This is a genomic window from Evansella vedderi, assembly GCF_030813435.1.
Classification (GTDB): domain Bacteria; phylum Bacillota; class Bacilli; order Bacillales; family Salisediminibacteriaceae; genus Evansella; species Evansella vedderi.
The window spans coordinates 151,483-175,033 of sequence record NZ_JAUSUG010000011.1 but is presented as its reverse complement, the minus strand read 5'-3'; the positions used below and the strand labels follow the sequence as shown (position 1 = coordinate 175,033).

15 protein-coding genes and 3 pseudogenes are annotated in these 23,551 nt (G+C 36.1%); 9 read left to right on the top strand and 9 right to left on the bottom strand.

Translation table 11 applies throughout. From position 1 onward, the window contains the following. The first annotated feature begins 174 nt into the window (after positions 1 to 174). Positions 175 to 1,404 carry a hypothetical protein gene (locus J2S74_RS14755; protein ID WP_307326689.1) on the top strand — a complete coding sequence of 410 codons (1,230 nt, stop codon included), beginning with the start codon at positions 175 to 177 and terminating at the stop codon, positions 1,402 to 1,404. 53 nt (positions 1,405 to 1,457) lie between these two features. Here J2S74_RS14755 and J2S74_RS14750 read toward each other — a convergent pair whose 3' ends face one another. After that, complete coding sequence (locus tag J2S74_RS14750) at positions 1,458 to 1,616, bottom strand: hypothetical protein (RefSeq protein ID WP_307326687.1); 159 nt, start codon at positions 1,614 to 1,616, stop codon at positions 1,458 to 1,460. A 187-nt stretch (positions 1,617 to 1,803) separates the two neighbouring features. After that, positions 1,804 to 3,120, bottom strand: coding sequence for a PDDEXK family nuclease (locus J2S74_RS14745; protein ID WP_307326686.1), 1,317 nt, complete (start codon positions 3,118 to 3,120; stop codon positions 1,804 to 1,806). A 144-nt stretch (positions 3,121 to 3,264) separates the two neighbouring features. On the opposite strand from J2S74_RS14745, the gene J2S74_RS14740 reads away from it, so the two are divergent. The 6 genes from J2S74_RS14740 to J2S74_RS14715 all read left to right on the top strand — a co-directional run bounded on the left by J2S74_RS14740 (position 3,265) and on the right by J2S74_RS14715 (position 11,950). Beyond that, positions 3,265 to 4,890 (top strand): site-specific DNA-methyltransferase, encoded by a 1,626-nt coding sequence (locus J2S74_RS14740; RefSeq protein ID WP_307326684.1) that lies wholly within the window; start codon positions 3,265 to 3,267, stop codon positions 4,888 to 4,890. Between the two features lie 5 nt (positions 4,891 to 4,895). Continuing rightward, positions 4,896 to 7,409 carry a DEAD/DEAH box helicase gene (locus J2S74_RS14735; protein WP_307326682.1) on the top strand — a complete coding sequence of 838 codons (2,514 nt, stop codon included), beginning with the start codon at positions 4,896 to 4,898 and terminating at the stop codon, positions 7,407 to 7,409. A gap of 312 nt (positions 7,410 to 7,721) precedes the next feature. Next, positions 7,722 to 8,849 carry a tyrosine-type recombinase/integrase gene (locus J2S74_RS14730; protein ID WP_202595409.1) on the top strand — a complete coding sequence of 376 codons (1,128 nt, stop codon included), beginning with the start codon at positions 7,722 to 7,724 and terminating at the stop codon, positions 8,847 to 8,849. Further along, positions 8,846 to 10,810: a tyrosine-type recombinase/integrase gene (locus tag J2S74_RS14725; protein WP_003322294.1), complete on the top strand. Its 1,965-nt coding sequence runs from the start codon at positions 8,846 to 8,848 to the stop codon at positions 10,808 to 10,810. The genes J2S74_RS14730 and J2S74_RS14725 overlap by 4 nt, the downstream gene beginning before the upstream one ends. Beyond that, positions 10,800 to 11,186 (top strand): DUF6262 family protein, encoded by a 387-nt coding sequence (locus J2S74_RS14720; protein WP_003322295.1) that lies wholly within the window; start codon positions 10,800 to 10,802, stop codon positions 11,184 to 11,186. Before J2S74_RS14725 ends, J2S74_RS14720 begins: the two co-directional genes overlap by 11 nt. Before the next feature lie 323 nt (positions 11,187 to 11,509). Then, positions 11,510 to 11,950 carry an NUDIX domain-containing protein gene (locus tag J2S74_RS14715; RefSeq protein ID WP_034633968.1) on the top strand — a complete coding sequence of 147 codons (441 nt, stop codon included), beginning with the start codon at positions 11,510 to 11,512 and terminating at the stop codon, positions 11,948 to 11,950. A gap of 250 nt (positions 11,951 to 12,200) precedes the next feature. On the opposite strand, the gene J2S74_RS14710 is transcribed toward J2S74_RS14715, so the two are convergent. From J2S74_RS14710 to J2S74_RS27440, 4 genes and pseudogenes are all read right to left on the bottom strand, one after another. Continuing rightward, positions 12,201 to 13,364, bottom strand: coding sequence for a Ger(x)C family spore germination protein (locus tag J2S74_RS14710; RefSeq protein WP_307326673.1), 1,164 nt, complete (start codon positions 13,362 to 13,364; stop codon positions 12,201 to 12,203). Further along, positions 13,361 to 14,887, bottom strand: a complete 1,527-nt coding sequence (locus J2S74_RS14705) for a spore germination protein (RefSeq protein ID WP_307326670.1) — start codon at positions 14,885 to 14,887, stop codon at positions 13,361 to 13,363. The genes J2S74_RS14710 and J2S74_RS14705 overlap by 4 nt, the downstream gene beginning before the upstream one ends. A gap of 30 nt (positions 14,888 to 14,917) precedes the next feature. Further along, positions 14,918 to 15,991: a GerAB/ArcD/ProY family transporter gene (locus J2S74_RS14700; RefSeq protein WP_307326668.1), complete on the bottom strand. Its 1,074-nt coding sequence runs from the start codon at positions 15,989 to 15,991 to the stop codon at positions 14,918 to 14,920. 248 nt (positions 15,992 to 16,239) lie between these two features. Then, positions 16,240 to 16,701 (bottom strand): annotated as a pseudogene (locus J2S74_RS27440) (N-acetylmuramoyl-L-alanine amidase family protein); the annotation flags it as partial. Positions 16,702 to 16,804: 103 nt separating this feature from the next. On the opposite strand from J2S74_RS27440, the gene J2S74_RS14690 reads away from it, so the two are divergent. Further along, positions 16,805 to 17,257 carry a hypothetical protein gene (locus tag J2S74_RS14690; protein WP_307326664.1) on the top strand — a complete coding sequence of 151 codons (453 nt, stop codon included), beginning with the start codon at positions 16,805 to 16,807 and terminating at the stop codon, positions 17,255 to 17,257. 76 nt (positions 17,258 to 17,333) lie between these two features. Here J2S74_RS14690 and J2S74_RS14685 read toward each other — a convergent pair. Both J2S74_RS14685 and J2S74_RS14680 read right to left on the bottom strand, forming a co-directional pair. Further along, a pseudogene (locus J2S74_RS14685) lies at positions 17,334 to 18,671 on the bottom strand (IS3 family transposase). A 317-nt stretch (positions 18,672 to 18,988) separates the two neighbouring features. Beyond that, positions 18,989 to 19,564 (bottom strand): recombinase family protein, encoded by a 576-nt coding sequence (locus tag J2S74_RS14680; protein WP_063385374.1) that lies wholly within the window; start codon positions 19,562 to 19,564, stop codon positions 18,989 to 18,991. 145 nt (positions 19,565 to 19,709) lie between these two features. Here J2S74_RS14680 and J2S74_RS14675 point away from each other — a divergent pair. Beyond that, positions 19,710 to 21,980 (top strand): annotated as a pseudogene (locus J2S74_RS14675) (Tn3 family transposase); the annotation flags it as partial. A gap of 31 nt (positions 21,981 to 22,011) precedes the next feature. Here J2S74_RS14675 and J2S74_RS14670 read toward each other — a convergent pair. Then, entirely contained in the window at positions 22,012 to 23,187 is a 1,176-nt protein-coding gene (locus J2S74_RS14670) for a tyrosine-type recombinase/integrase (RefSeq protein ID WP_307326655.1), read from the bottom strand. Positions 23,188 to 23,551: the final 364 nt, after the last annotated feature.

Genomic DNA, 23,551 nt, shown 5'->3' with positions numbered 1-23,551 from the left:
AGTGACTCAAAACATATCACCTATGAATACGAAAAAGGAAACCAATTGTTATCCATACATGCAATAATATAAGTAACAAAAAAGGGGGAGGGAATAATAAACACTCCCCTTTTTTGTTTGGTTTAAAATACTATGCTACATTTAAAGTAAGGAAATGAGGGAGGGGGAACGGACGTGAAAACATTAGACCGTTGGCACAATGAATGGTTTGAAGTTAGGTATTTGAATGATAATTACGTTGAACGGTACTCTTACGAATCTATCTATAACGATATGGAGGATAAAGAAAGACAATTGTTCTTTAGACAATTAAGCCAAGAGAATGTTAGTCTTAGCTGTAAATGTAAGAAAAACCGTTCAATTGATATGTTAGTAGTTGAAAATGCGAAGAGTAATAGGTTTCATTTAAGAACATCTAATGGCCAAAAAAGCGTTCATTATGAACTTTGTAACTTTGCTGGGGATCAACCTTCTAATTACCACAAAGCATGGCAAGAAGATGAAAAGGGTAATGTTAAAATCAGGTTAGATGATAAGAGTTTTTTGATTGCTGATAAAACCAAAAGAAACACTCGTTCAAACAAAAATATTGGAATTAACACTTTTCATCGAATGTCTAACTACGCTTTCTTTGTTAAGTGGATACTGGACGCATGGAATATTAAAGTTCGTTCCTCTTACAAAAAAGGCATTGCTCCTCCTACCCTCAAAGAAGTCTATAATATGCTGTTTAATCGTTCAACAAAGATGACATTTCATAAGAATAAAACGTTGGATAAGGTTTTTTATTTCAGTGGTGACATCGTGAAGAAAATTAAAGCTGTGAAATACCACGAGAAGATGAACACTTTAGTTTTCATGAAAATTGATCGATTAGAGGAAATTAAGAAAGGGATATATAAAGGTTTATATAAAGCAAGCCTTTATAATGAAAGGGACAACAAAACCGTTCAAATATTATGCGAAAAAGTATTATTAGAGCAAGTAGTTGGAAGTCTACGTGTCAAAAGTTCTCCTTATATGGTTGGAGGATGGGTTGAATTAAACGAAAATGGAGATCCGACTTTCGTAAACATCACATTGGTTCCAATAAGTAGTAATGGTTTGTTTGTAGAAAGTCAAAATGAACGGGAGCTGTATAATAAATTGCACAAAGAAAAACGTTATGTAGTAAAGCTCTATAAACCATATATCCAATGGAAAGGTATGCTGCCAGACGGATTACTAATAGATACCAAACCTCAAACGATCTTAGAAGTGTTTGGGATGTCTAAAGGCGATGAGGATTATCATATAAGAAAAGAGCAGAAAATCAATCACTTCTCTTCCTTGCAAAACTATGGGTTTTGGAAATGGGATGCTTATAAAGGGGACAGTTTACCAAAGATACCAAATCAAAATTAAAGCTAAGAAGAAATGCGTGTAACTTTAAAGAGTGATATAATTTAATAGTACAACTACATATAGGATTCGTCAGGGTGGCAGTCTAAACCTCCGTAGAGAAGGGGGTGAAGGCTGATGAGTGAAGCAGCACTAGTTATAGCAACATCTATGTTAATCATCTCGCTTGTAAACCTCATGATTACTTTAATAGATAAACTAAAAAAGTAATCCACACCCTGACCCACCAAGTTAGGTAGTGTGGATTACTCTCCGTTCTACGGGGACCGCCTACTCTGACGGTTTCGTAGTTGTATAGCCGAGGTTGCACCGCCTCGGCTTTATTTTATGTTCTTCTTAGTTATATTATAACTGAATACAAGAAAAATATGCAAATCTGTTTGTTGAGAGGTAATGATATCACTATTTGATCTCTGATAGTGAATTAACTTTTAGCTGACGCTTTAATTTTGCCTTTACATAACTACTAGATAATTTAGGCTTTTCATCATATGAAAATACCACTAAATATACACCATTATTTTTACACTTTTCTTCTTTCAATTTATCTCGATATTTATTCTTGCTTAATCCTTCTTCGCCCCCCCATGCATCAATCGCTTTATAATGTTGCTCCCCATGATATTCAATTCCCAAATTTAAACTTGGAATAAAAATATCTAGTTCCTGCTGCTCTAGCCAATCTACTCTGTAATGATGAATAACTTCTTGTTCCGGGAACAAAGATTTTACTATTCTATATAATTCCGTTTCCGTTACAAAACGCTGACCGATCTTACGGAAGCCTAATTCCTCTCGAACAATATTATTGGCTTCTCTTTCCAATTCCTTTTTACCTTCAAGCTCAGGTCTTAATAATTTTAACTCATATGCCTTCTTTCTTACATAAGCTCCATACCTTAACTCAAACTCACTTCTAGCATACATTTCGTGACAAAATTGATGTGTAGAAGGTACTCCACGACATACTTCACAGGCACCTTCATAAAAAGGTAAATCGCTTATATCCTTCCCTTTCTCCTGTTTGATTTTATCTATATTTGCAGTTTTATGAAAATGTTCTACTTGTGATGACCAAATAGCACTTTCAAAACATTTACAATGGCAAAGAAAACCACAATGTAAACACTCCCATACCAAACGCCAATTCCATATTCCGTTATAAAAGAGTCTGAATTCGTGGTTACAAGTTGTAGGATCCTGTATATTGACATCGACTAATGAAGTGTCAATTCCTAGCGAAAAACGTACTTGAACATTATCTTGAGTTTTCAAGGATTTAACCTTTAAAGTTTCAAAAACGATTTTCCATGGCTTTTTAACCGTTATGAAGCGGTTATCCTTACTTAGTTGCTTAAGTAAGCGGTCATGTTCTTTCCAATCATTTCGATGTTTAACCTCTATTGGCTCAATTGGTTTAAGGGGACTACTATGCGGTATGGATATTTCATACCCTAAATCATCAAGAATGAAATATTTTTTTGAATTAAAATCAGCTAAACCAATTTTATCGTAATTATCAGTTTTATTATATGTATCAATCCGTTTGAATCGCTTAATTTTACTTAGTTGAACATTTTGCTGCAAATCATATTCTACAACTTCTTTTAAACCGTTTGGTTGGTTTAATAGCTCATTAACTTCTTTAATAAATGATTTAGCATGTTCTTTGTTATAGATAGGGAGTTTTGGGGTCCAGTTAAACTTTTCGCTAAACACACTCACACCTCATTTCTTTTTTCATTTGTATATTTTTAGTAATTATACTAGATAAATATGAAATAATAGATTTCTTATATTATACTAAAGATAACATAAGGCAATAGATTTTAAGGAGTATTATATCCGAAGGAGTGGACATAAATGCCTATTTTAAATTTTAAAGGAAAGAGCTTCGTACAGAACCATCATTTTGGTGTTAAATACCATCAACTTGTTCCTCATCAAGGTAAAAGCTTAACTGATAAAGTGAACTTATATGACAACTTGGTTGTTCATGGGGACAATTTAAAAGCGCTAAAGGCTTTGTTGCCAACTTACGCAGGGAAAGTAAAGTGCATATACATAGACCCCCCGTACAATACGGGTAATGAACAATGGATATATAACGATAATGTTAATTCTCCTATGATGAGAGAATGGCTTGGGAATGTTGTTGATAAAGAAGATTTAAACCGTCATGATAAATGGCTTTGTATGATGATGCCTCGTCTTAAGTTGTTACGGGAACTTCTATCTGAAGATGGAGTAATTTTTGTTAGTATTGATGACGATGAACAGCATCATCTTCGAATGTTAATGGATGAGGTATTCGGATCTAATAATTTTATAACCAATATCATTTGGCAAAAAAAATTCTCCCCGCAGAATGATGCTAAATATTTTTCTGATATGCATGATTTTATTATTTGTTATGCCAAAAATAGAAATGATGGAGATATAAACCACGGATGGATTCGTAACCTACTTCCAAGATCAGAGGAAATGAACAGTCGGTATAAAAATCCAGATAATGATCCTCGTGGTCCATGGACATCAGGTGATCTATCAGTAAAAACATATTCGGAAGAGTATGATTATCCAATTGAAACACCATCAGGAAGAATTGTTCATCCTCCAAAAGGTTCATGTTGGAGAGTATCAAAAGAAAAACTAAATACGTTGATAAAAGACAATCGCATATGGTTTGGAAAGGAAGGAAAAAGCGTTCCTCGCTTAAAAAGATTTTTATCAGAGGTTCAAGGAGGACTTGTTCCTGGTACTGTTTGGTTAAATCAAGAGGTTGGACACAATCAACAAGCGAAGCAATATTTAAATCAAATACTTCATGATAAAGAATCCTTCAATACACCAAAACCTGTATCGTTAATCAAAAGAATAATACAAATTGCTTCTAATGAAGACTCAATTATACTAGATTCGTTTGCGGGAAGTGGATCAACAGCCCATGCCGTACTAGAACAAAATAAAGAGGATAACGGGAATCGAAAATTTATCTTAGTCGAAATGGAAGATTACGCAGATGAACTTACAGCTGAGAGAGTAAGGCGTGTTATTCAAGGGGTCCCTACTGCTAAAGATGATGGTCTAAGAAAGGGATTAGGTGGAACTTTCTCTTATTTCACATTAGGAGCGCCTATTGAAATGGAAGCCATACTACACGGAAAGTCCTTGCCTTCTTATGAAGATTTAGCTCGTTATGTATTCTTTACATCAACAGGAGAAGAATTTGATCCTTCCAATATTGACCAAGATCAAAATTTCATCGGAGAATCTAGTCAATATGAGGTATACTTGTTCTACCGTCCTGATATGGAGTACCTGAAGTCAACTTCATTGAATTTAGAAACTGCAAAACAATTAGGAGAATTAAACGGTAAGAAACGCCTTGTTTTTGCACCTATGAAATACCTTGACCAAGAATATTTGCATGAATACAAAATCGAATTTTCGCAACTTCCATTTGAAATCTACCGAATGAAGGATTGATAGATATGGAATTAAAAGACTATCAAAAACTCATATTAAAAGAAATAAAAGTATATTTAGAATCACTCGCTGAACAAAAGACAAAATATGACCGTTTCAGAGAGATGGATCCCGATTACGATTCGGATTTTAGTAAAAAAGCATGGGAATCGGTATCTACAAACGATTTTACACCTAAACAAAACGGAATTGATGAATATCTTCCTAATTTTTGTATTAAAGTCCCGACGGGTGGCGGGAAAACGCTACTCGCTACACATTCAATTGATTTAATACAAAATTACTACACCAACCAAAAAACAGGGTTTGTATTATGGATTGTTCCTACCAATCAAATTTACCGTCAAACGCTTTCTGCATTACGTAATCGAGAACATCCTTATCGGCAGACACTAGACTTATCCAGTGGTGGAAGAACGGTTATTTTAGAAAGAACAGACCGCTTCTCTCCCCAAGATGTAGAAGAAAACTTGTGTGTAATGGTTCTTATGCTGCCCGCTGCTAACCGTCAAAATAAAGAAACTTTAAAAATGTTCCAAGATTCATCTGGATTTGAATCTTTCTTCCCGCCTGAAGATCAACCAACATTACACGATGCTCTCATTCAACAAATGCCGAACTTAGATGTGTTTGTTGGGGAAAATGGTTTCTTTGGAAAACAAATAAAGACTTCTTTAGGGAACACATTACGGGTGTTGCAACCGATTGTTATTATTGATGAAGGGCAGCGAGCATATAGTCAACGGGCACAAGAAACAATAAGAGGGTTTAATCCACGGATTGTTGTAGAACTTTCAGCAACACCTCCAGCAGGAAGTAATATATTGGTGTCTGTTTCAGGACAAGACCTCAACAAAGAAGAAATGATCAAACTGGATTTACATGTCATCAATAAAGCAAGTACTGAATGGAAACATACATTACTTTCCACTGTTGATATGAGAAATCAGTTGGAACAAAAAGCTGAAGAATATGAGTCACAAACAGGTCGCTATATACGCCCCATCACTCTAATTCAAGTGGAACGTACAGGGAAAAATCAACGTGGGCAAGGTTATATCCACTCCGAAGATGCGAAGGAATATTTAATTCGTGAATGTAATATTTCTCCGGAAGAAATAGCAATTAAATCAAGTGATAAAGATGATATTGAAGGTATCGACTTAATGAATCGTGATTGTTCCATTAGATACATTATTACAAAACAAGCCTTACAGGAAGGTTGGGATTGTCCGTTTGCATATGTGTTAGCCGTCCTCACTAATTCTTCAGCTGTAACAGCGATGACTCAGCTTGTAGGACGAGTATTACGTCAACCATATGCTAATAAAACAGGAATCCAATTGCTAGATGAAAGTTATGTCTACTGTTTTCAACAATCTTCTCAACGTATATTAGAAGGTATACGGAATGGGCTTACAAATGAAGGAATGGGTGACTTGGCAGGTCGTGTTGTAGAAAGTCAAGAAAGACCTGAATCAAAAAAGATAGAGGTTAAATATCGTGAAAAATTCAAGCACTTTGAAGGGAAGATTTATCTCCCACGTTTTGCTATTCAAGAAGAAGGGAAATGGCGGGAATTAAGTTACGAAATGGATTTGGTTTCCCGAATTGATTGGTCCCAAATCGATCTAGAACCAGTTAAAAACTTAACTTTATCCTCTTCTTTGCGAAAAGAGGAAAGAACAAAAGTAAATTTAAGTGAGGAAGAAAAAAACGTCTTAAAACGGACAGGCTATGAAGAAAAGACATCAGGACTATCAATAGACTACGTTTTTATGACTAGGCACTTAATTTCCATTGTTCCGAATCCGTGGATTGCATATGAAATGTCAGAACAAGTTATTACAGCTTTCCGTGACAAAGGCATTGATGATAATTTGATAGCTTCGAATTTAGTGTTTATAGTTGAAGAATTAGAAAAGCGAGTACAAATAGAAAAGGATAGGTTAGCTGAGGGTATTTTCAAACAACTAATTAAAGATAAGGTAATGCATTTCTTTATAGAAGAAACGACTGGTTACAAACTACCAAAACGTATTAAAGCTTCAGAAACAAATCGACGATTAACCCGTGATACAGGAGAGCCAATACAATTGTCTTTATTTGAATACTTCCCTGAAGATGACTTCAATGAAATGGAAAAGAAGGTTGCCATTTATTTGGACAAGCAAGAAAAGTTATTGTGGTGGTATCGTAATATGGCAAGGGCAGACTATTTCGTTCAGGGTTGGAAGAAAAATAAGATTTTTCCCGATTTTATTGTGGCAGAAAAAGCGGAAGATTATGATGAAGACTACTCCAAAGTTTATGTAGTTGAAACAAAAGGTCTACATTTAAAAAACGAAGATACTAAATACAAAGAAAATGTCTTTGCGTTATGTAACGATTTAGGGAAAGAAATGTCTTGGGACGAACTTGGTCTTGAATTTGAATCTGATAAACCTATAGAATTCCAAGTTGTATATGAGAATGAGTGGGAAAGACGATTTAATGAAATGTTTGAAAAAATAGAGTAAATAACCAACTCATTTAAATGAGATTGCAAAAACAACCGCCTCACTACCTGTAGAAGCGGTTGTTTTTTAACAATCTGTTTTCCCCTTGGGGTACCGTCAGGAAAATGCGGTTATCTTAACCAGTCATAATGGATGACTTTACAGTATTCAATGTAAAGTCATCCATTTTTTTGTATCTTTAAAGACTATTTAACTAAACTGATTTTTATAGTATTTATAGTAAATAAAGAAAGGAGGAAGATTATCTAAGATTAAGAGATTGAAAGCTTTCCAAATTGAATAAAAGAATAAATTTCAATAGGAGTGATACTTATGAAAGTAATTACCCTTCTAACAAAAGAAGGAAAGACTCGGTACATGTTACTAGATCATAACAATGAGCCGGTCCAACCAGTTTTACATTATTTAAAGTTTAAGGACAACAGTGGAGCCTCGCGTAATACCTTACGGTCATTCTCATATCATTTAAAGCTTTTCTTTGAATTCTTAGAACAAATAAACAAGGATTATCGTGATATTGGAATAGATGAAATGGCGGATTTTATACGATGGTTACAAAACCCGCACCAGGATGTAAAGGTGTCCCCTATCTTCCCTAAACAGCCAATTAGAAAAGCAAAGACAGTAAATATCATCATCAATACTGTTCTTGGATTTTATGACTACCTAATGAGACATGAGGACTATAGTATTCAATTGACAGAACGTTTAAAGAAACAAGTACCTGGGTCCCGTAAGGGGTTTAAAAGTTTTCTGCACCATATAAACAAAAATAAATCCTTTACCTCTCATATTCTGAAATTAAAAGTGCCTAAGCAGCAGCCAAAAACACTCTCAAAAGATCAAATTGCATTAATTATGAATGCCTGTGTAAATATGCGGGATCTATTTTTAATACAGCTTCTATGGGAAAGCTCTATGCGTATTGGCGAAGCCCTTACTTTATGGCTTGAAGATTTCGAGGTTGATGCGAGAAAAATTCATATACGTGATCGGGGTGAATTGTCTAATCTAGCTGAGATTAAAACGGTATGTAGTCCCCGAAGTATTGATGTATCTGAGGATCTAATAAATATGTACTTTGATTATATTGCTCAATTTCATACCGATGAAGTTGATACAAATCACGTTTTTATTAAGTTGACCGGAGAAAATAAAGGCCAGCCGTTAGAATATACCGATGTCGTAGCACTGGTTCAACGTCTTCGTAAAAAAACAGGCATTTATTTCACTCCGCATATGTTACGTCATACATCATTAACGGAACTGAGAAAGGCTGGTTGGAGAGATGAACATTTAATGAATCGGGCCGGTCACGCTCATATTCAAACAACAATGCAGATGTATATCCATCCTTCGGATGAGGACATTCGAAAAGACTGGGAAAACGCTCAAGATCGAATGAAAATCAACAAAGAAAATAAGGAGAATAACGAATGAATTTATCTGTTGGACACCTATTACCAGAAATTAAAGTTAGTGAAATAACCCAAAAAGTCACTGGTTACTTTGAAAATGACATTTGGGACGCAGACGATGCAGCCTTTAATGATTTTAGAAAATCAGAATGGGGGAAAACCCATCGCACAATGAATTTTTCGGTATTTCCAACTAGGCTTAAAAATGAAGTTAAGTTTTTTATCCTTACTCGTATTCAAAAAGATGACCTGCAATTGTATTCAGCTGTACATAATTATGCCAGATCCTTTAAACAACTTTCTAAATTTCTTAAAAAATTTTATCCTAATATTAATAGCTTTGCAGATTTAGACATAAATAAAGCATTGATGCAATTGAGATCACATTTAAGTGAATTAGGTTTGAGCATACGAATCTATGGAAGAAGGAAGCTTTCTAATTACGAAAATCTACTTAATCGTTTATTTTTGTTTTATAAAGGCTTCTATGATACAAGAGATGAATTTGAAAAAGATATCTGGGATGTTAGAAATATTCCTGGTGCAAGATTTCCTGATCATGAATCAAGACATATCCTGAATTTCGAGGATATCCCTATTCCCTTTCGCCCTTTAGCCAAAAGATATTTAAAATTTAGAATCAGTCATTTATCTCTTGGCCAATGTACTCTTGACGTTAGAATATTAAAGCTATTTTTGATATTTATACATGATAAATATCCCTCTTGGAAGGATTTAAATGCCTTAACACGAAAAGATATTGAAGATTATCTTATATTTCATAACAAGAAGTTTCATAACAAAATACCATCAAAGAGAAGTTACTTAATTGTTCTAAATGTATTCTTAGAAACAATTGAAAAACTGCAATTCGATGAAGCGCCTGCGTTGCCTGTGAATCTATTGTTGTTTAAAGAAGATTTTCCTAGACCGATAACAAAAACTGAAAATGATATCAAGTACATTCCTGAAGGGGTCCTTCAACAAATCGAAGAAAAAATAGAGTTCTTAAAACCTTCAAAATACATACCGGTTATTGTATTACTTCGGGCTACTGGTTGGAGAATATCAGACATTCTTAATCTGCGTTATGATAATTGTTTAGAACAAACATCTCAGGGATGGTACTTATGCGGAGATATCAAAAAAACACAAGTAATGAATCATCGTGTACCAATTACAGATGAAGTAGCAGCGATAGTTGAAGCTGTAATTAAAGTGACTAAAGATCAAAGCGATACTATTAATAACCCTAAACATTATTTATTTGTACAGATCGAAGGTGTTCGCAGAGGTAGGCCTTTTAATTATTATGACATTCGCAGAAGTATGAAGCGCTTTACTGAAGAACAAAACATAGTTGACGATTCAGGAAATCCCTTTTTCATTAAAAATCATGCCTTTCGGCATACCAAGGGTGTAGAGCTTCTTAATAACGGAATGAACATACTGCATGTTCAAAAATGGATGGCGCACGCTTCTCCTGAAATGACATTACAATATGCAAAAATCCTTGATACTACCATGCGTAAATCTTGGGAAGAAGCTACAAAACAAGGTATTTTTCGAATTGACATTGAAAATAAACGACCAGTTAAAGTTGAACTTACGGATATTGAAAATGAAGATATAATTGAATGGGAATATATACGCCATAATTTAGACGCTGTAAAGATGGAGCTTGGCTATTGTATGAAACCTATTAAGCAGCCATGTCCTACTCAAGCGAACCCATGTCTATCCTGCCGTAATTTCTGTACTACACCAGAGTTCATACCCAAATTTGAAATGGAAATTAAAGAAGTTAGAAGTGTAATTGAGCGAGGTGTGGCTTTAGGGCGTCAAGTTTGGATAGATAAGAATCAAACCACTCTAGATCGTCTAGAGCCCATTCTAGAAACTTTGAAGGATGGTACAACGCATCATTTAGCTGGGAAAAAAGGACGCGAATATATTGGAGAGGAACGCACTCATGAGAAGTAAACATATTAGAAATACCGAAGGTGTTAAAAAACATGCACTAATGAAAAGCCAAGAGGCATCTCAAAAAGTGGACCATGCTATACAACGTCTTATAAAAACGAAAGTGAAAATTAACTTTAACCAGGTTGCAATGGAATCAGGTGTATCTAAGGCATTTCTCTATAACAATCAAGAAATACGAAACCGAATTGAGGGATTAAGAAAGCAACAAGAAGGGTTAAATTCTCCACAAACCGTAAAAAGGAATATGACGGATGCCAGTAAGGATTCTCTTATCGCTGCTAAAAATAACCGAATAAAAAAGCTCGAAGAGGAAAACAAGCGCTTGAAAGATGAATTATTGAAATTACGTGGTATGATCTACGATAAATTTTGAAGCTTTTTATTGTTATAAACAAAGATTTACCCAATTTCATTGATGATATATATGAATGGTTTTAGTTTTGCCTATTGCACTAATGGTGCAGGTTAATGAAAGAGTATCTTTCATTTTCTAATTAATAATAGTAAAATAAAAATGAACTGGAAAATTGTAGCTAGGGTTCCGCTATCTAGGTAGGTTTGTGACCGAGGGCTATTTCTTTTACAATATGTAAAAGGCACCTATTGACATAAAAGGTCCGAGGGGAAAGGTTCAGCGTATTTGTTATGCGTTGAAATCTTTCTCTTCGGACTTTTTTATTATTCAAGGAGGCTTATATGAAAAGAATTGATGATTTAAAAGCTGGTGTTGCAGTCATTATTTTGTCTAAAGAGAACCAAGTTTTGTTGCAAAAAAGGTCAGATGTAGGACTTTGGGGTATTCCTTCAGGGCATATAGAAATAGGAGAAACAGTTTCGGAAGCTGCTATTAGAGAGGTAAAAGAAGAAACAAATTTAGATATAAGCATAAAAAAGTTGATTGGTGTGTACTCTGACCCTAATTCACAAGTATTTGAATACCCCAATGGTAAAGTAGTACATTTTATTACAACTTGTTTTCTTGCTGAGATTACTGGTGGGGAACTTAAATGTAATTCAGATGAGTCACTAGAAATTAAGTTTTTTGAACAGCATAACTTACCTCAAGACTTATTGAAAATGCACCCTCGATGGTTAATGGATGCTTTATCTAATAGAGAGTCAGCGTTCATTCGTTAAGAAATTCCTATTAAACTAAAGGTGCATTACTTGAACAAGTCATCAAAAAATGATCATACCTTTGTAAACCAATATTTACATTGAATACATGTAAATGATGTGAGAACCATTGATATTCCAATAGTTCTCACATCGAAGTTAGGATAACCGCATATTTACAACGTTAAACTATTTTTTGGGAAACAAAAACCTTGCTTCCCCAACGCTAAGCAGAAGAAGCAAGGTGAGTTAATAATTTCACTTGCCAGAATCACGAGGTGGATTCACCATGTTCATGTAATTTATATCTTCCAGGGTAAACAATATTCACCTCAACCTTTACATGGCGCAGGGAATCTTGGTTTAAAACGAGTTGCTGTTTTCCTGTGGCAATGCTCTTCCATTGATGTGGATGTTTGCGATACAAAGATTCACCCAAATTGTAAATATCTATACCCTCTTTAAAAGCAGTTTGATACGTTTTGCGGATTTGCTCCTCTATTTTTTCCTGAGCCATTTGTGTGAGTTCCTTTTCGGTAAGGTCCGTATGCAATTCATTGATCCCTGCCTGCACTTTTACTGAAATATCGAAATACGCCTTGTTCAATTTCACAATAGGAGTCACTTCATATTTTGGTTTTTCTGCGACAAGAACAGCCGCAAGCTTCTCTTCGGCAAACAAATCAAGAGGTACTCGGATCGTGTGAGTACTTAGCCAGGGCATTCCCGACAAATCCTTAAGATCCATTCGTCCATAATAATTGTGTAGATCATATACATGTATGCCAGAATATCTAAGCAGCTCTTTTGGTTTATTACTTTCCTGCCATTGATCTTTGCGAAGCGATAATTCCGGTATATAACTGGTTCTGGCCTTTTCGTTTGAGTCCAGTACAAATTGTTGCAGGCGGATCGGAGCAAGGATAGAACGCTGTCTGAAATTTTGCTCGGGATTGTGAAGAATGGATGCAATTGGCGATAATCTAAAAAATGGGGTTGCCAGCAAGATTTCTTCAAGAGGCTCTCTTGTGCTAAACAGCCAGGCCAAGTACCTTATTTCACGATAACGATTGATGAATTCCAGCACTTCTCCGACTTTGTTTTCCTTCATCAATCTCTCGCTGAACAAAATGGCAGAGATTTGTCCCCAGTTTAAGCGTTGTTGTGATGTACTGTACAAATCATTTTTCGCCTCCGTAAACGAGGAACCTTCGCCTTTGCCCACCCAAACCGGGGGCTGATCCGCTTTTTGCTGTCCCTCCAGCTTGGCCACTGTCGAGAAATCAAGAAATTGCACATACAAGGTATATTGACCATCGACATAGTCTATTCCAACAGCCGTAGCATAGTTCAAGTTTTGCACTTCATAACTGCTCCAGCAACCGGTAAGGGTGAGAAGAAGGAAAAGTGCAACCATACTTTTATATCTCCTCATTTATGCCTGTCCCCTTGGCTTGTAGAATCTCGTGTCTTCAACATGTCCGGTCGTGTTTTTCGCCATGGCCAAGGTAGTCGGAACAAAGCGTTGGCAAAGTCTTTAAATGGAGGTGATATTGGGGCCAAGTAAGGCAAGCCGCATGAACGCAAAGAAGCTAAATGGCTGAGCACAATAAATAATCCAAGAAAGAAGCCATAAATGCCAAGCATGGCAGACAGAATGAAAAGAAAAAAGCGTAAGATACTAATCGTACCAGCCAATGATAGGCTCGATAAAGTTGAACCAAAGATCTGTGTAATTGCTCCGATGACAAGAATACCAGGGGATAAGAATCCTGCACGAATGGCAGCATCCCCCAGGATAAGTCCTCCTACAACCGTTACCGTGGTGCCGACCGCAGAAGGGAGTTGGGTACCAGCTTCCCGCATGATTTCTAAGAAGATAAGTACAATAAACATTTCAACTGCTACATCAAAAGGGATTCCCAACCGGTTAATCGCCAAAGTGGCAAGCAGATAATAGGGCAGCTGATCTTGATGATAGGAAAGAATGGCAACAAAAAATGCAGGAAGCAGTAGCGATACGGACAAGCCAAGTAAACGAAGCGTTTGACCAAATGTAGCTGACAAAGCAGCAAAGTGGATATCTTCGGGTGCTTTCACAAGCAAAAATAAATTGGCAGGCGCAATCAACGCAGCTGGTGTACCATCCACAATCAACGCTACACGGCCATTTAGCATACAGTTCACGGTAAAGTCTGGTCTGCCTGTATACCCCATCAAAGGAAACAATGCTTTTGTCGGTTGCATTAATTCTTCTAGCTGAGTGGCGCTAAACGCTCCGTCAATGTGAAGATCATCTAATTTATTCTTTACATCTTGAACAATCTTAGGATCAACAATGTCACGCATATATAGAATTGCAACGGTTGTTTTCGTACGAACACCTACTTTTTTCGTTTCATAAACCATGCTGGTTGATTTGATTCGTTTCCGAATTAACGCCACATTAACTTCCAGTTCCTCCACAAATCCATCCTTTGGCCCCCGTACCGAGACCTCAATACTGGATTCTTCCGGATTTCGCGCTGGTTTTTTTGAGATATCGAGGGAGAATAAGGAGCGTAGGGTCGGAATAAACAAAAGCAGTTTGCCTTCAAAAATATCCGTTTCGGCCGTTTGCTCCCACTCCTCAAGCGTAACGAACTCTATTTGTAGTTGGCTCGACTCGACTATTTCCTCCTGATGATGAAAACCATTGTTTTCATAAAATCGGGTCAAATGAGGAAGCACAGTTTCATGAATGAATGTTTGGTTGTCACTTAACCCCTCACAATAAAGCAATAGGATTCTCGATTGTTCATCATCAGGGTTTAATTTGTAAACATGGTGCTTAACATCTTGACACATTTTAAAGTGTTGGATGAGTGATTGTTCATTAAGCGGTTGCAAGACTGTTGCCTCTGTATTAGGCGATGGCCTCTTGCTTTCTGCCCCCTGATTTCCAAATAATCTTATCATTCGTCGGAATAGTTTATTCATCCTAGCTAGTCACTCCTTTTGGCGAATTCTTGAGATGATCATTCGACCGACATACAGGATCAAGGTCCCTACTGTAAAGATACAAAATGAAGGAAAATAAAACCTTCCTAACAAGTCTAGAAAAGCCATGTCGCTCATCGGCAGCAAAATGGCAACAAGCATGGCCAATGCGCCAAATAACACGGGTAACCATCTGCGTTTTTGTAAATTCCACAATTCTCCCAAGAGATAGATAGAAAGGGACACACGAATAAATGTACCGGATAGCCACTGATAAATCGAAAAAAAATCGACATGCTCCACATATTCTCCCAGTCTCACGATTCTCCATTGAGCGTAAGCGGGGTATCGCTGGTTAGCCGCTTCATCAGGGCCAAATATCGCAATCGATCCCATCAATGGCCCCAACGTAAGTCCTGTAAGGATGAAGCACATTAACATCAAGCTTTTAAATCCTGGTTTTTTTGTTAATTTGTGCTGAATCAGCAACATCAAGAAAGACAACTCCAGCAATCCCCCGGCAACGTAAGGAACACCTTTCCATAATGGAGCTGTCCCGTTTTCTAACAAAGGAAAAAGCAGGGTATAATCTTTAAACTGAAAATTGGCAATCGCCACAAGATGACCTAGAATAACAACAAATGGCAACAATATTCCGCTCACAATTGCAATTGTACGGAGTCCTTGAAAAGCAGCAAAGAAGCATGCAACAAGTGTAGTTCCCGCAAGAGCTAGTATCGGTGTTTGTGGCAAGTAAGATGCGATTGTCCATGTTAGCGTATCTTTTAAGGAAATAAAGCCCATGAGCCATAATAACAAACTATAAATAATTACTAAGATTGCAGATAAAAACTTTCCAAAGTGCTGATCTAGCCACTTTTTAATGTGTTGATTGTTCATGTTTTGAATGATGTAGTTCAAGCAACCAATCCAGACAGGTGAAGCGACAAAAACAAGAAGCACTACGAGCCAGGCATCTCGCTTTGATGCTTCGAGTAGTAAAGGGATAATAATCACGTGGTTCATTAATCCAACCGAAAGCATAATAATCATGTATGACTGAATAGGAGTAATCTTAGGCAAAAACTCACCTCAAATCCAACAATTGGAAATAGAAACATCATAAACTATAATTCCCTTAACAACTTCGTTCTATTCATCTGATATTAAGCTAGTCCTGGCTTATATCGGCCGGACCAACTTAGAGCAAGAAAAAAATGCTAAGCCCGTCACGACAAAGGCTTAGCGTATATTTTGTTCATCCAGCCTAGCTATCCATTTTGATAAAACTTTAACGTGCTCGCAGTCAAGCAACCGTTTTCCCAACGAAACTACACATTTTCAATAATAATCCTTTGTGCTGTTCTCAGGTTGCGTTGTACAGTTCTCAACACATTTTCTTCTTCTGCGTAAGCCCCTACTTGCACACCGTCAACAATTACACGTTTAATAGCCATATTGCTTTTCAGATTAGTCGATTTTCTCTTCAAATTAAACGCGCGTGCTAACCCATTAACATGCCCTTGGACAACCGCTTGCCGCCAATTCGGGTCTCTTAATTTTTGGGCATCGCTTGCATGATCAATAAATCCGTTCTCCGTTAATAAAGCGGGCATTCTCGTTTCTCACAGTACATGGAAATTGGCCTTTTTTTGCCACGGTTATGCAAGTTATTTACTTTGACAATTTCTAATGTCCCGAATGAACGCTGTTCTCGATGAATCAGACAAACTGTTATGAATATAATCTTCATACCCATGTGCTGAACCGTTAAATGCATTAACGTGGATGGCAAAACACCTAAGTGATTCTCTGTGCATACACTGTATCATTACTACAGGATTATGATTAAATACAACTCAATCCATACATTAAATAATCAAGGAGAGGTTAATTTTGAAAATTCCAAAGACAGCCAAAGTCAGTATCCCCTTTCCATCCGTATGGGGGATTGATGCTTCTATTGCGGGGAGATCCATTATTAGAGGTATACTTACCATTGATTCCATTGTAGACAACAAAGTAGTAGGTACAGTTAATTTTCGTGGTATACCTATTCCGATTAATGGGTATTGGGACGAAAGAGCTAAACAAATAAGTTTCGATTCACCATATGCCTCCTTTTTTGGCAACTTGACAATATTTGATGAGACCGCTATAAGCATTCGGCATTTCGTTTTAAGTGGACGGTTTATAATGAAACCTCCCTCTTTGCTGGCTGGTGAATATGGAAATTGGATTGCTACAACCTTTACACCCCGTTTGGGACCTCCCATATATACTAATGTTTTACCACCTGCTGGTGCCTTTTCAGTCTCAAGTATGCTCTTGGGACAGCAATTGTTTTAATTAGACCATGACTTTATAAAAACAACCTTCGTTTGTGTAAATTGTACCCTTTGTAAAGGACATTATAAAAAAATAACTAAGCTACTTGTAGAAGATGATTTCTGTATTGAACAGGAGTCATCCTCTTTAGGTTCCACTGATATCTGTAATTATTATAGTAGGTCATATACTCTCTTATTTCCTTTTTTAATTCGTTCAGTGTTTCACATGGTTTGATGTATGCTTCATCTTTAAAATGTCCAAAGAACGACTCTTGTGGTGCGTTATCCCAGCAGTTCCCTCGTCTTGACATAGATTGGCCTAATTTATATTTCTTGACCATTTCTTGAAAGATTGGGCTTGTATAGTGAGAGCCTTGATCAGAATGAATAAATGCATCCTTAGTTAACTTTACTCTCCTATTACTTTTCAGTTTACGCAGTGTGTCTGTTGCCAGGTCCAATGTAATACGATTAGAAACATTATAAGCTAATATTTCACCTGTAGAACCATCTTTAATAGTGGATAAATATGCTTTCTTTCCATTTCCATAAAATAGATATGTAATGTCTGTAAGTAGTACTTTACCAGGTATATTTTGCTTGAAGTTTCTGTTTTAATAGATTGGGCACTACCTTATGTTCGTGGGTAGCTTTCATCATTTGTCTATACGGGTTGGCCTTTCTAATAGGACAAACAATATTATATTTTTTCATGATTCTTCGAATACGCTTTAAGTTATAAACGATTTTAAACTGACCTTCTAATGTCATCTTGATTTGACGTGCACCTTTTTTGCGATTTCTAAAATGATATGCTTTTAATATTGCCTCTTTCATCTCTTCGTCCCGGAAATCGTGCAGTGCTCTCCGTTCCTGGGATTTTGTAGAATAATAGTTATAGTAGCCTGAACGCGACACACCAGCTTCAACACATAAGTGTTTAACCATGTTCTTGAGTTTATATTTCATTATAACCTCTTTGATAATTTGGTATTTTTGTTCGGCTGATAGTTTTATTTCTTTTTCCTCAGCCTCCTCTCCTCTAAATCTAGCTTTTTTAATAATTCATTTTCTACTTCCAATAGCTTGATTTTTGCTTTCATTCTTTCATATTTTTCCTCTAAAGAAAGCTCTTTACTACTAGAACGCCCTGAATTTCCTTTACGTGTATCCCTAATTCCATCTATTCCTGAGTCCTTAAATTTAGACCTCCATCGGTGAGAAGCAGCTTTTATGCGTTTGTAACCAACAATACTTATATCAAACCCACACTCTTGAAATATTTGGTTGGGAATTTTACCTTTCTCATACTCGGTAATAAAAACTAAACGAAATTCATCCGTATATGTAATAGAATTCATACTCACTGACTTTACATATTTATTATTAGATAAAATCTCTATTTCCTTACTTGTAAACAGATCTTTTGACATAATTCAAATCCTCATCCCGTTTTGTTTAAATTATACAGAAAAGTACCCTATAGAATAGTCACTTTTTTAATGTGTCTACTCTATAGGGTACATTTTATGTGATTGACTAAGGTTGTTTTTTATAAAGTGTTCTCGGAAAATACAGCCTTGCTTTAAATCTGAGTTTAGCGTATATCTCCGTTAAAATGTACTCGGAACCCTTTGATGATCGTGCCTAGTTAGATAAACAAATATTGATACTTCCTTATAGAAATAGCTGCTTGGTTAGGTACGTTGTTTCACAATCCCCGGAAATTTTTAATATAAGTAATGAATGCTTATTTTTTTCCTTCCGATAGCTTTCTATATAAAGAAGCTCTAGATACATTTGTAATTTCACAAATTTGATTTACAGTCATATTTCCTTCTTTATATAGCTTTACTGCATAATTCATTCCTGCGTGATTTTTATGATATTTCTTTAACCGTCCTTTAAACTTCCCTTCTTTCTTTGCGAGCTCAATTCCTTCACGCTGACGCATACGAATAAGGTCTCGCTCTAATTGGTTAACACCAGCCATTACCGTAATTAAGAATTGGCTATATGGATTATCTTCTGATAAATCTAGCCATGTATCCTTAAGTGATTTTAAGCTTGCCTTTTTATTTCGTATTAAATCAATCAATTCAAATAAATCTTGCGTACTTCGAGTGATCCGAGTTAAATCTGTAACATAAATAATGTCACCTTCCTGTAAATCCTCTAACATTTTTTGAAGTTGTTCACGATCTTTTGTGGCTCCTGAAGTTTTTTCTTCATAAATAATATCCATTCCAATTTCGTTCAATTGCCGAAATTGTCTTGAAGGATTTTGGCTAGTCGAACTGACGCGTACATAACCGATTTTCTGCAAAATTTCACCTCGTTTTTGAGACAAGTCTTATGAGACACTCTTAACTATGATTTTATCAGTCTACTATACTTGTATCAATAGAGTACACTCTATTGATATATAATTGAACTAATAAACTGAAAATACAGAAATGGGATGATACTGAATGAAAATTGCGAGAGGAAGAGAATTACTTACGCCAGATCAAAGACTAGTTCTTATGCAAATTCCTGAAGATGAGTGGATATTGGGAACCTACTACACTTTTTCCAAACGGGACTTAGAAATCATTAATAAGAGAAGGAGAGAAGAAAACCGTTTAGGGTTTGCTATTCAATTAGCCGTTCTTCGGTATCCCGGTTGGCCATACACCCATATCAAAAGTATTCCAGATACAGTCATACATTATATATCGAAACAAATCGGTACCACTCCATCTTCGCTAAGTCATTATCCTCAAAGAGAAAATACACTTTGGGATCATTTGAAAGAAATACGAAGTGAATACAACTTTGTAACTTTTACCCTGAGTGAATATCGAATGACATTTAAGCACCTTCATCAATTAGCTTTGGAAAATGGTGATGCCATTCATCTACTGCATGAATGCATAGATTTTCTAAGAAAAAACAAAATCATACTGCCTGCTATCACTACACTTGAGAGAATGGTGTGGGAAGCAAGGGCAATGGCTGAAAAGAAGCTATTTAATACGGTAAGTAAATCTCTTACAAATGAACAAAAAGAAAAGCTTGAAGAGATCATTACTTCGCAGCATCCATCCGAATCCAATAAAACGATATTGGGTTGGTTAAAGGAACCACCGGGTCATCCTTCGCCCGAAACATTTCTAAAAGTAATAGAACGACTTGAATACATACGAGGAATGGAATTAGAAACGGTACAAATTAGCCATTTGCATCGCAATCGCCTGTTACAGCTATCTCGCTTAGGTTCAAGATATGAGCCTTATGCATTTCGTGACTTTCAAGAAAATAAACGATATTCGATATTAACCGTCTATTTATTACATCTTACTCAGGAGTTAACGGATAAGGCATTTGAAATTCATGACAGACAAATACTAAGTCTGTTATCAAAAGGCCGTAAGGCACAAGAAGAAATTCAGAAACAAAACGGTAAAAAGCTAAATGAGAAGGTTATACACTTTACGAACATCGGACAGGCTTTAATCAAAGCAAAAAAGGATAAATTAGATGTTTTTGAGGTTTTGGAATCTGTTATTGAATGGAATTCTTTTGTTTCTTCTGTAGAAGAGGCTCAGGAGCTTGCACGTCCTGCCGACTATGATTATTTGGACTTACTGCAAAAACGGTTTTATTCACTAAGAAAATATACGCCAACGCTATTAAGAGTATTGGAATTCCATTCTACAAAGGCAAATGAGCCACTTTTACAGGCTGTCGAGATTATACGAGGAATGAACGAATCCGGAAAGCGAAAAGTGCCTGATGACTCACCTGTGGATTTTATTTCAAAACGATGGAAAAAGCATTTATACGAGGATGATGGTACAACAATTAATCGTCATTACTATGAAATGGCTGTTTTAACAGAACTTCGGGAGCATGTTCGGGCAGGAGATGTTTCTATTGTTGGCAGTAGACAATATAGAGATTTTGAGGAATATTTGTTTTCCGAAGATACATGGAATCAAACGAAGGAGAATACAAGATTATCGGTTAGTTTATCATTCAAGGATTATATTACAGAGAGAACTAGCAGCCTTAATGGGAGGTTACAGTGGTTAGCTGCTAATTCCAACAAGTTAGATGGAGTTTCTCTTGAAAAAGGAAAGCTGTCACTTGCACGATTAGAAAAAGATGTTCCAGAAGAAGCAAAGAAAGTTAGTGCAAGCCTGTATCAGATGCTACCAAGAATAAAATTAACCGATTTACTTATGGATGTTGCCCATATAACAGGATTTCATGAGCAATTTACACATGCTTCTAACAAACGAAAACCAGATAAAGAAGAAACAATCATTATTATGGCTGCTCTTTTAGGAATGGGAATGAATATTGGCTTGAGCAAAATGGCTGAAGCAACACCCGGGCTTACATATAAGCAACTAGCCAATGTGTCTCAATGGCGCATGTATGAAGACGCAATGAATAAAGCCCAAGCTGTATTAGTAAATTTTCATCACAAGCTACAATTGTCTTCTTATTGGGGAGACGGCACAACATCCTCGTCAGATGGTATGAGAATGCAGCTAGGAGTTTCATCACTACATGCAGATGCAAATCCACATTATGGAACGGGGAAAGGAGCCACCATCTACCGTTTCACTAGTGATCAATTTTCTTCTTACTACACAAAGATCATTCATACTAATTCAAGGGATGCGATTCATGTTTTGGATGGTTTGTTGCACCATGAGACGGATTTAAACATAGAAGAGCATTATACAGATAACCGCATTTTCCTGACTGTACCCCCCCTTATCAAAATTTACTCTCGTCCCATTGTCTAGCAACATTATTCTTTTTCTTCAAGTCTTTCTCCAAATAAATTTCAGTCGTGCGATAGCTCGCATGTCCCAGGGTGCGTTGGATATAAATGAGTGAAGCTCCTTGTTCCGCACTATACTGAGCAAAGAAATGTCTAAAATGGTGGGGAGTCACTTCACTAGGCTTGTATTTCAAGAACTCTAAACCAGTTCTTTCAATGACCTTTTTAACAAATACACTTAAATACTTATAATCGTATGCTGTTCCTTTTTTTGTCGTAAACAAAGGAGAGTCATCGGCTGGATCAAGCTCAACATTTAGCCTTCTTCGGTTTCTGAAGTTTTGGATCCTCTCGAACACATTATCGAAAATAATAGCATCTCTCGGCTTATCGTTTTTACCGATGACGCTTAAATAATAAGTCTTATCATCACTATCGTAATAAAGATCATTCCACTTTGCGTTTGCTATCTCTTGAACCCTTAATCCTGTTGTGGCTAGAACACTTAATACCGCGAAAATGATGGGATTATCTTTATAAAAATTGAGAATTTGTTTTACTTCTTCATAACTCAAATCTCTCCTGATTCTATCTTTCTCTCTAAGGCTGTTGCTAAGAAACGCTGAGTAAACAGGTTCTTTAATATACCCCACTTCATGTAACCACTTAAGAAATCCTTTTAATACTGTCACCTTACGGGAACGGGTTGCTAAACTATAGCCTTCTTTCCCTCTCTGCTGAACAGTCTTTAGCCACTCCTGGTACTGTCGAATGTGCCGCTTTTTTAAATTCTTCAATAAAGAACCCTCTTCAAAATCTTTCACATCACTTCTCATAAACCCTTCATTATATAGCAGCTGAGAATAGAATTGCGAAATATCGCGGAGATATTCATTAACCGTGTCCTCTTTTTTATTTTTATCCTTATCTGCATGAGTCGGCTTATGAACGTAATAATAAATCATGCCAAGATCAGAAAAACCACGAAAGGGATTATTTTCATCTTCACGTTCATTTTGATCTATCATTTCAGTTGCTAAGGATAGGTGAGATGGCTCCACCATGACTTTTTTCATCTTTTGTTCTGTATCTTTACACCCTATCACTAAATGTTCAAATCCAAACACTCCAACTTGTTTGTGTAAAGTTACTAATGGTACTACCTGCAAGAATAACCCCTCCCTAATAAATATTCATTTATTTTATTTAATTCTTATTATATCACGCATAACTACTATACTTATGTACTATTTTAATTGTAACGTGATATACACCAAAATAATAATAACCGCCAATTATTCATATTTAATTTATAATAATTAAATATCATTTAATTTGTTATTTAATTTATTATACATTAGTGTTTTATAATATATGTTTAGTATTTAATATAATAAGCTATTATAGTTATAAATTAACCAGATAATTGTATTATGTTTATAAACAATTAACAAAACGGTAGTTTCTTGTTACGAAAGAATTGTTATTCCATTGGTTAGGATTTGATAAAAAACATCGGGACAGAAACCAAAT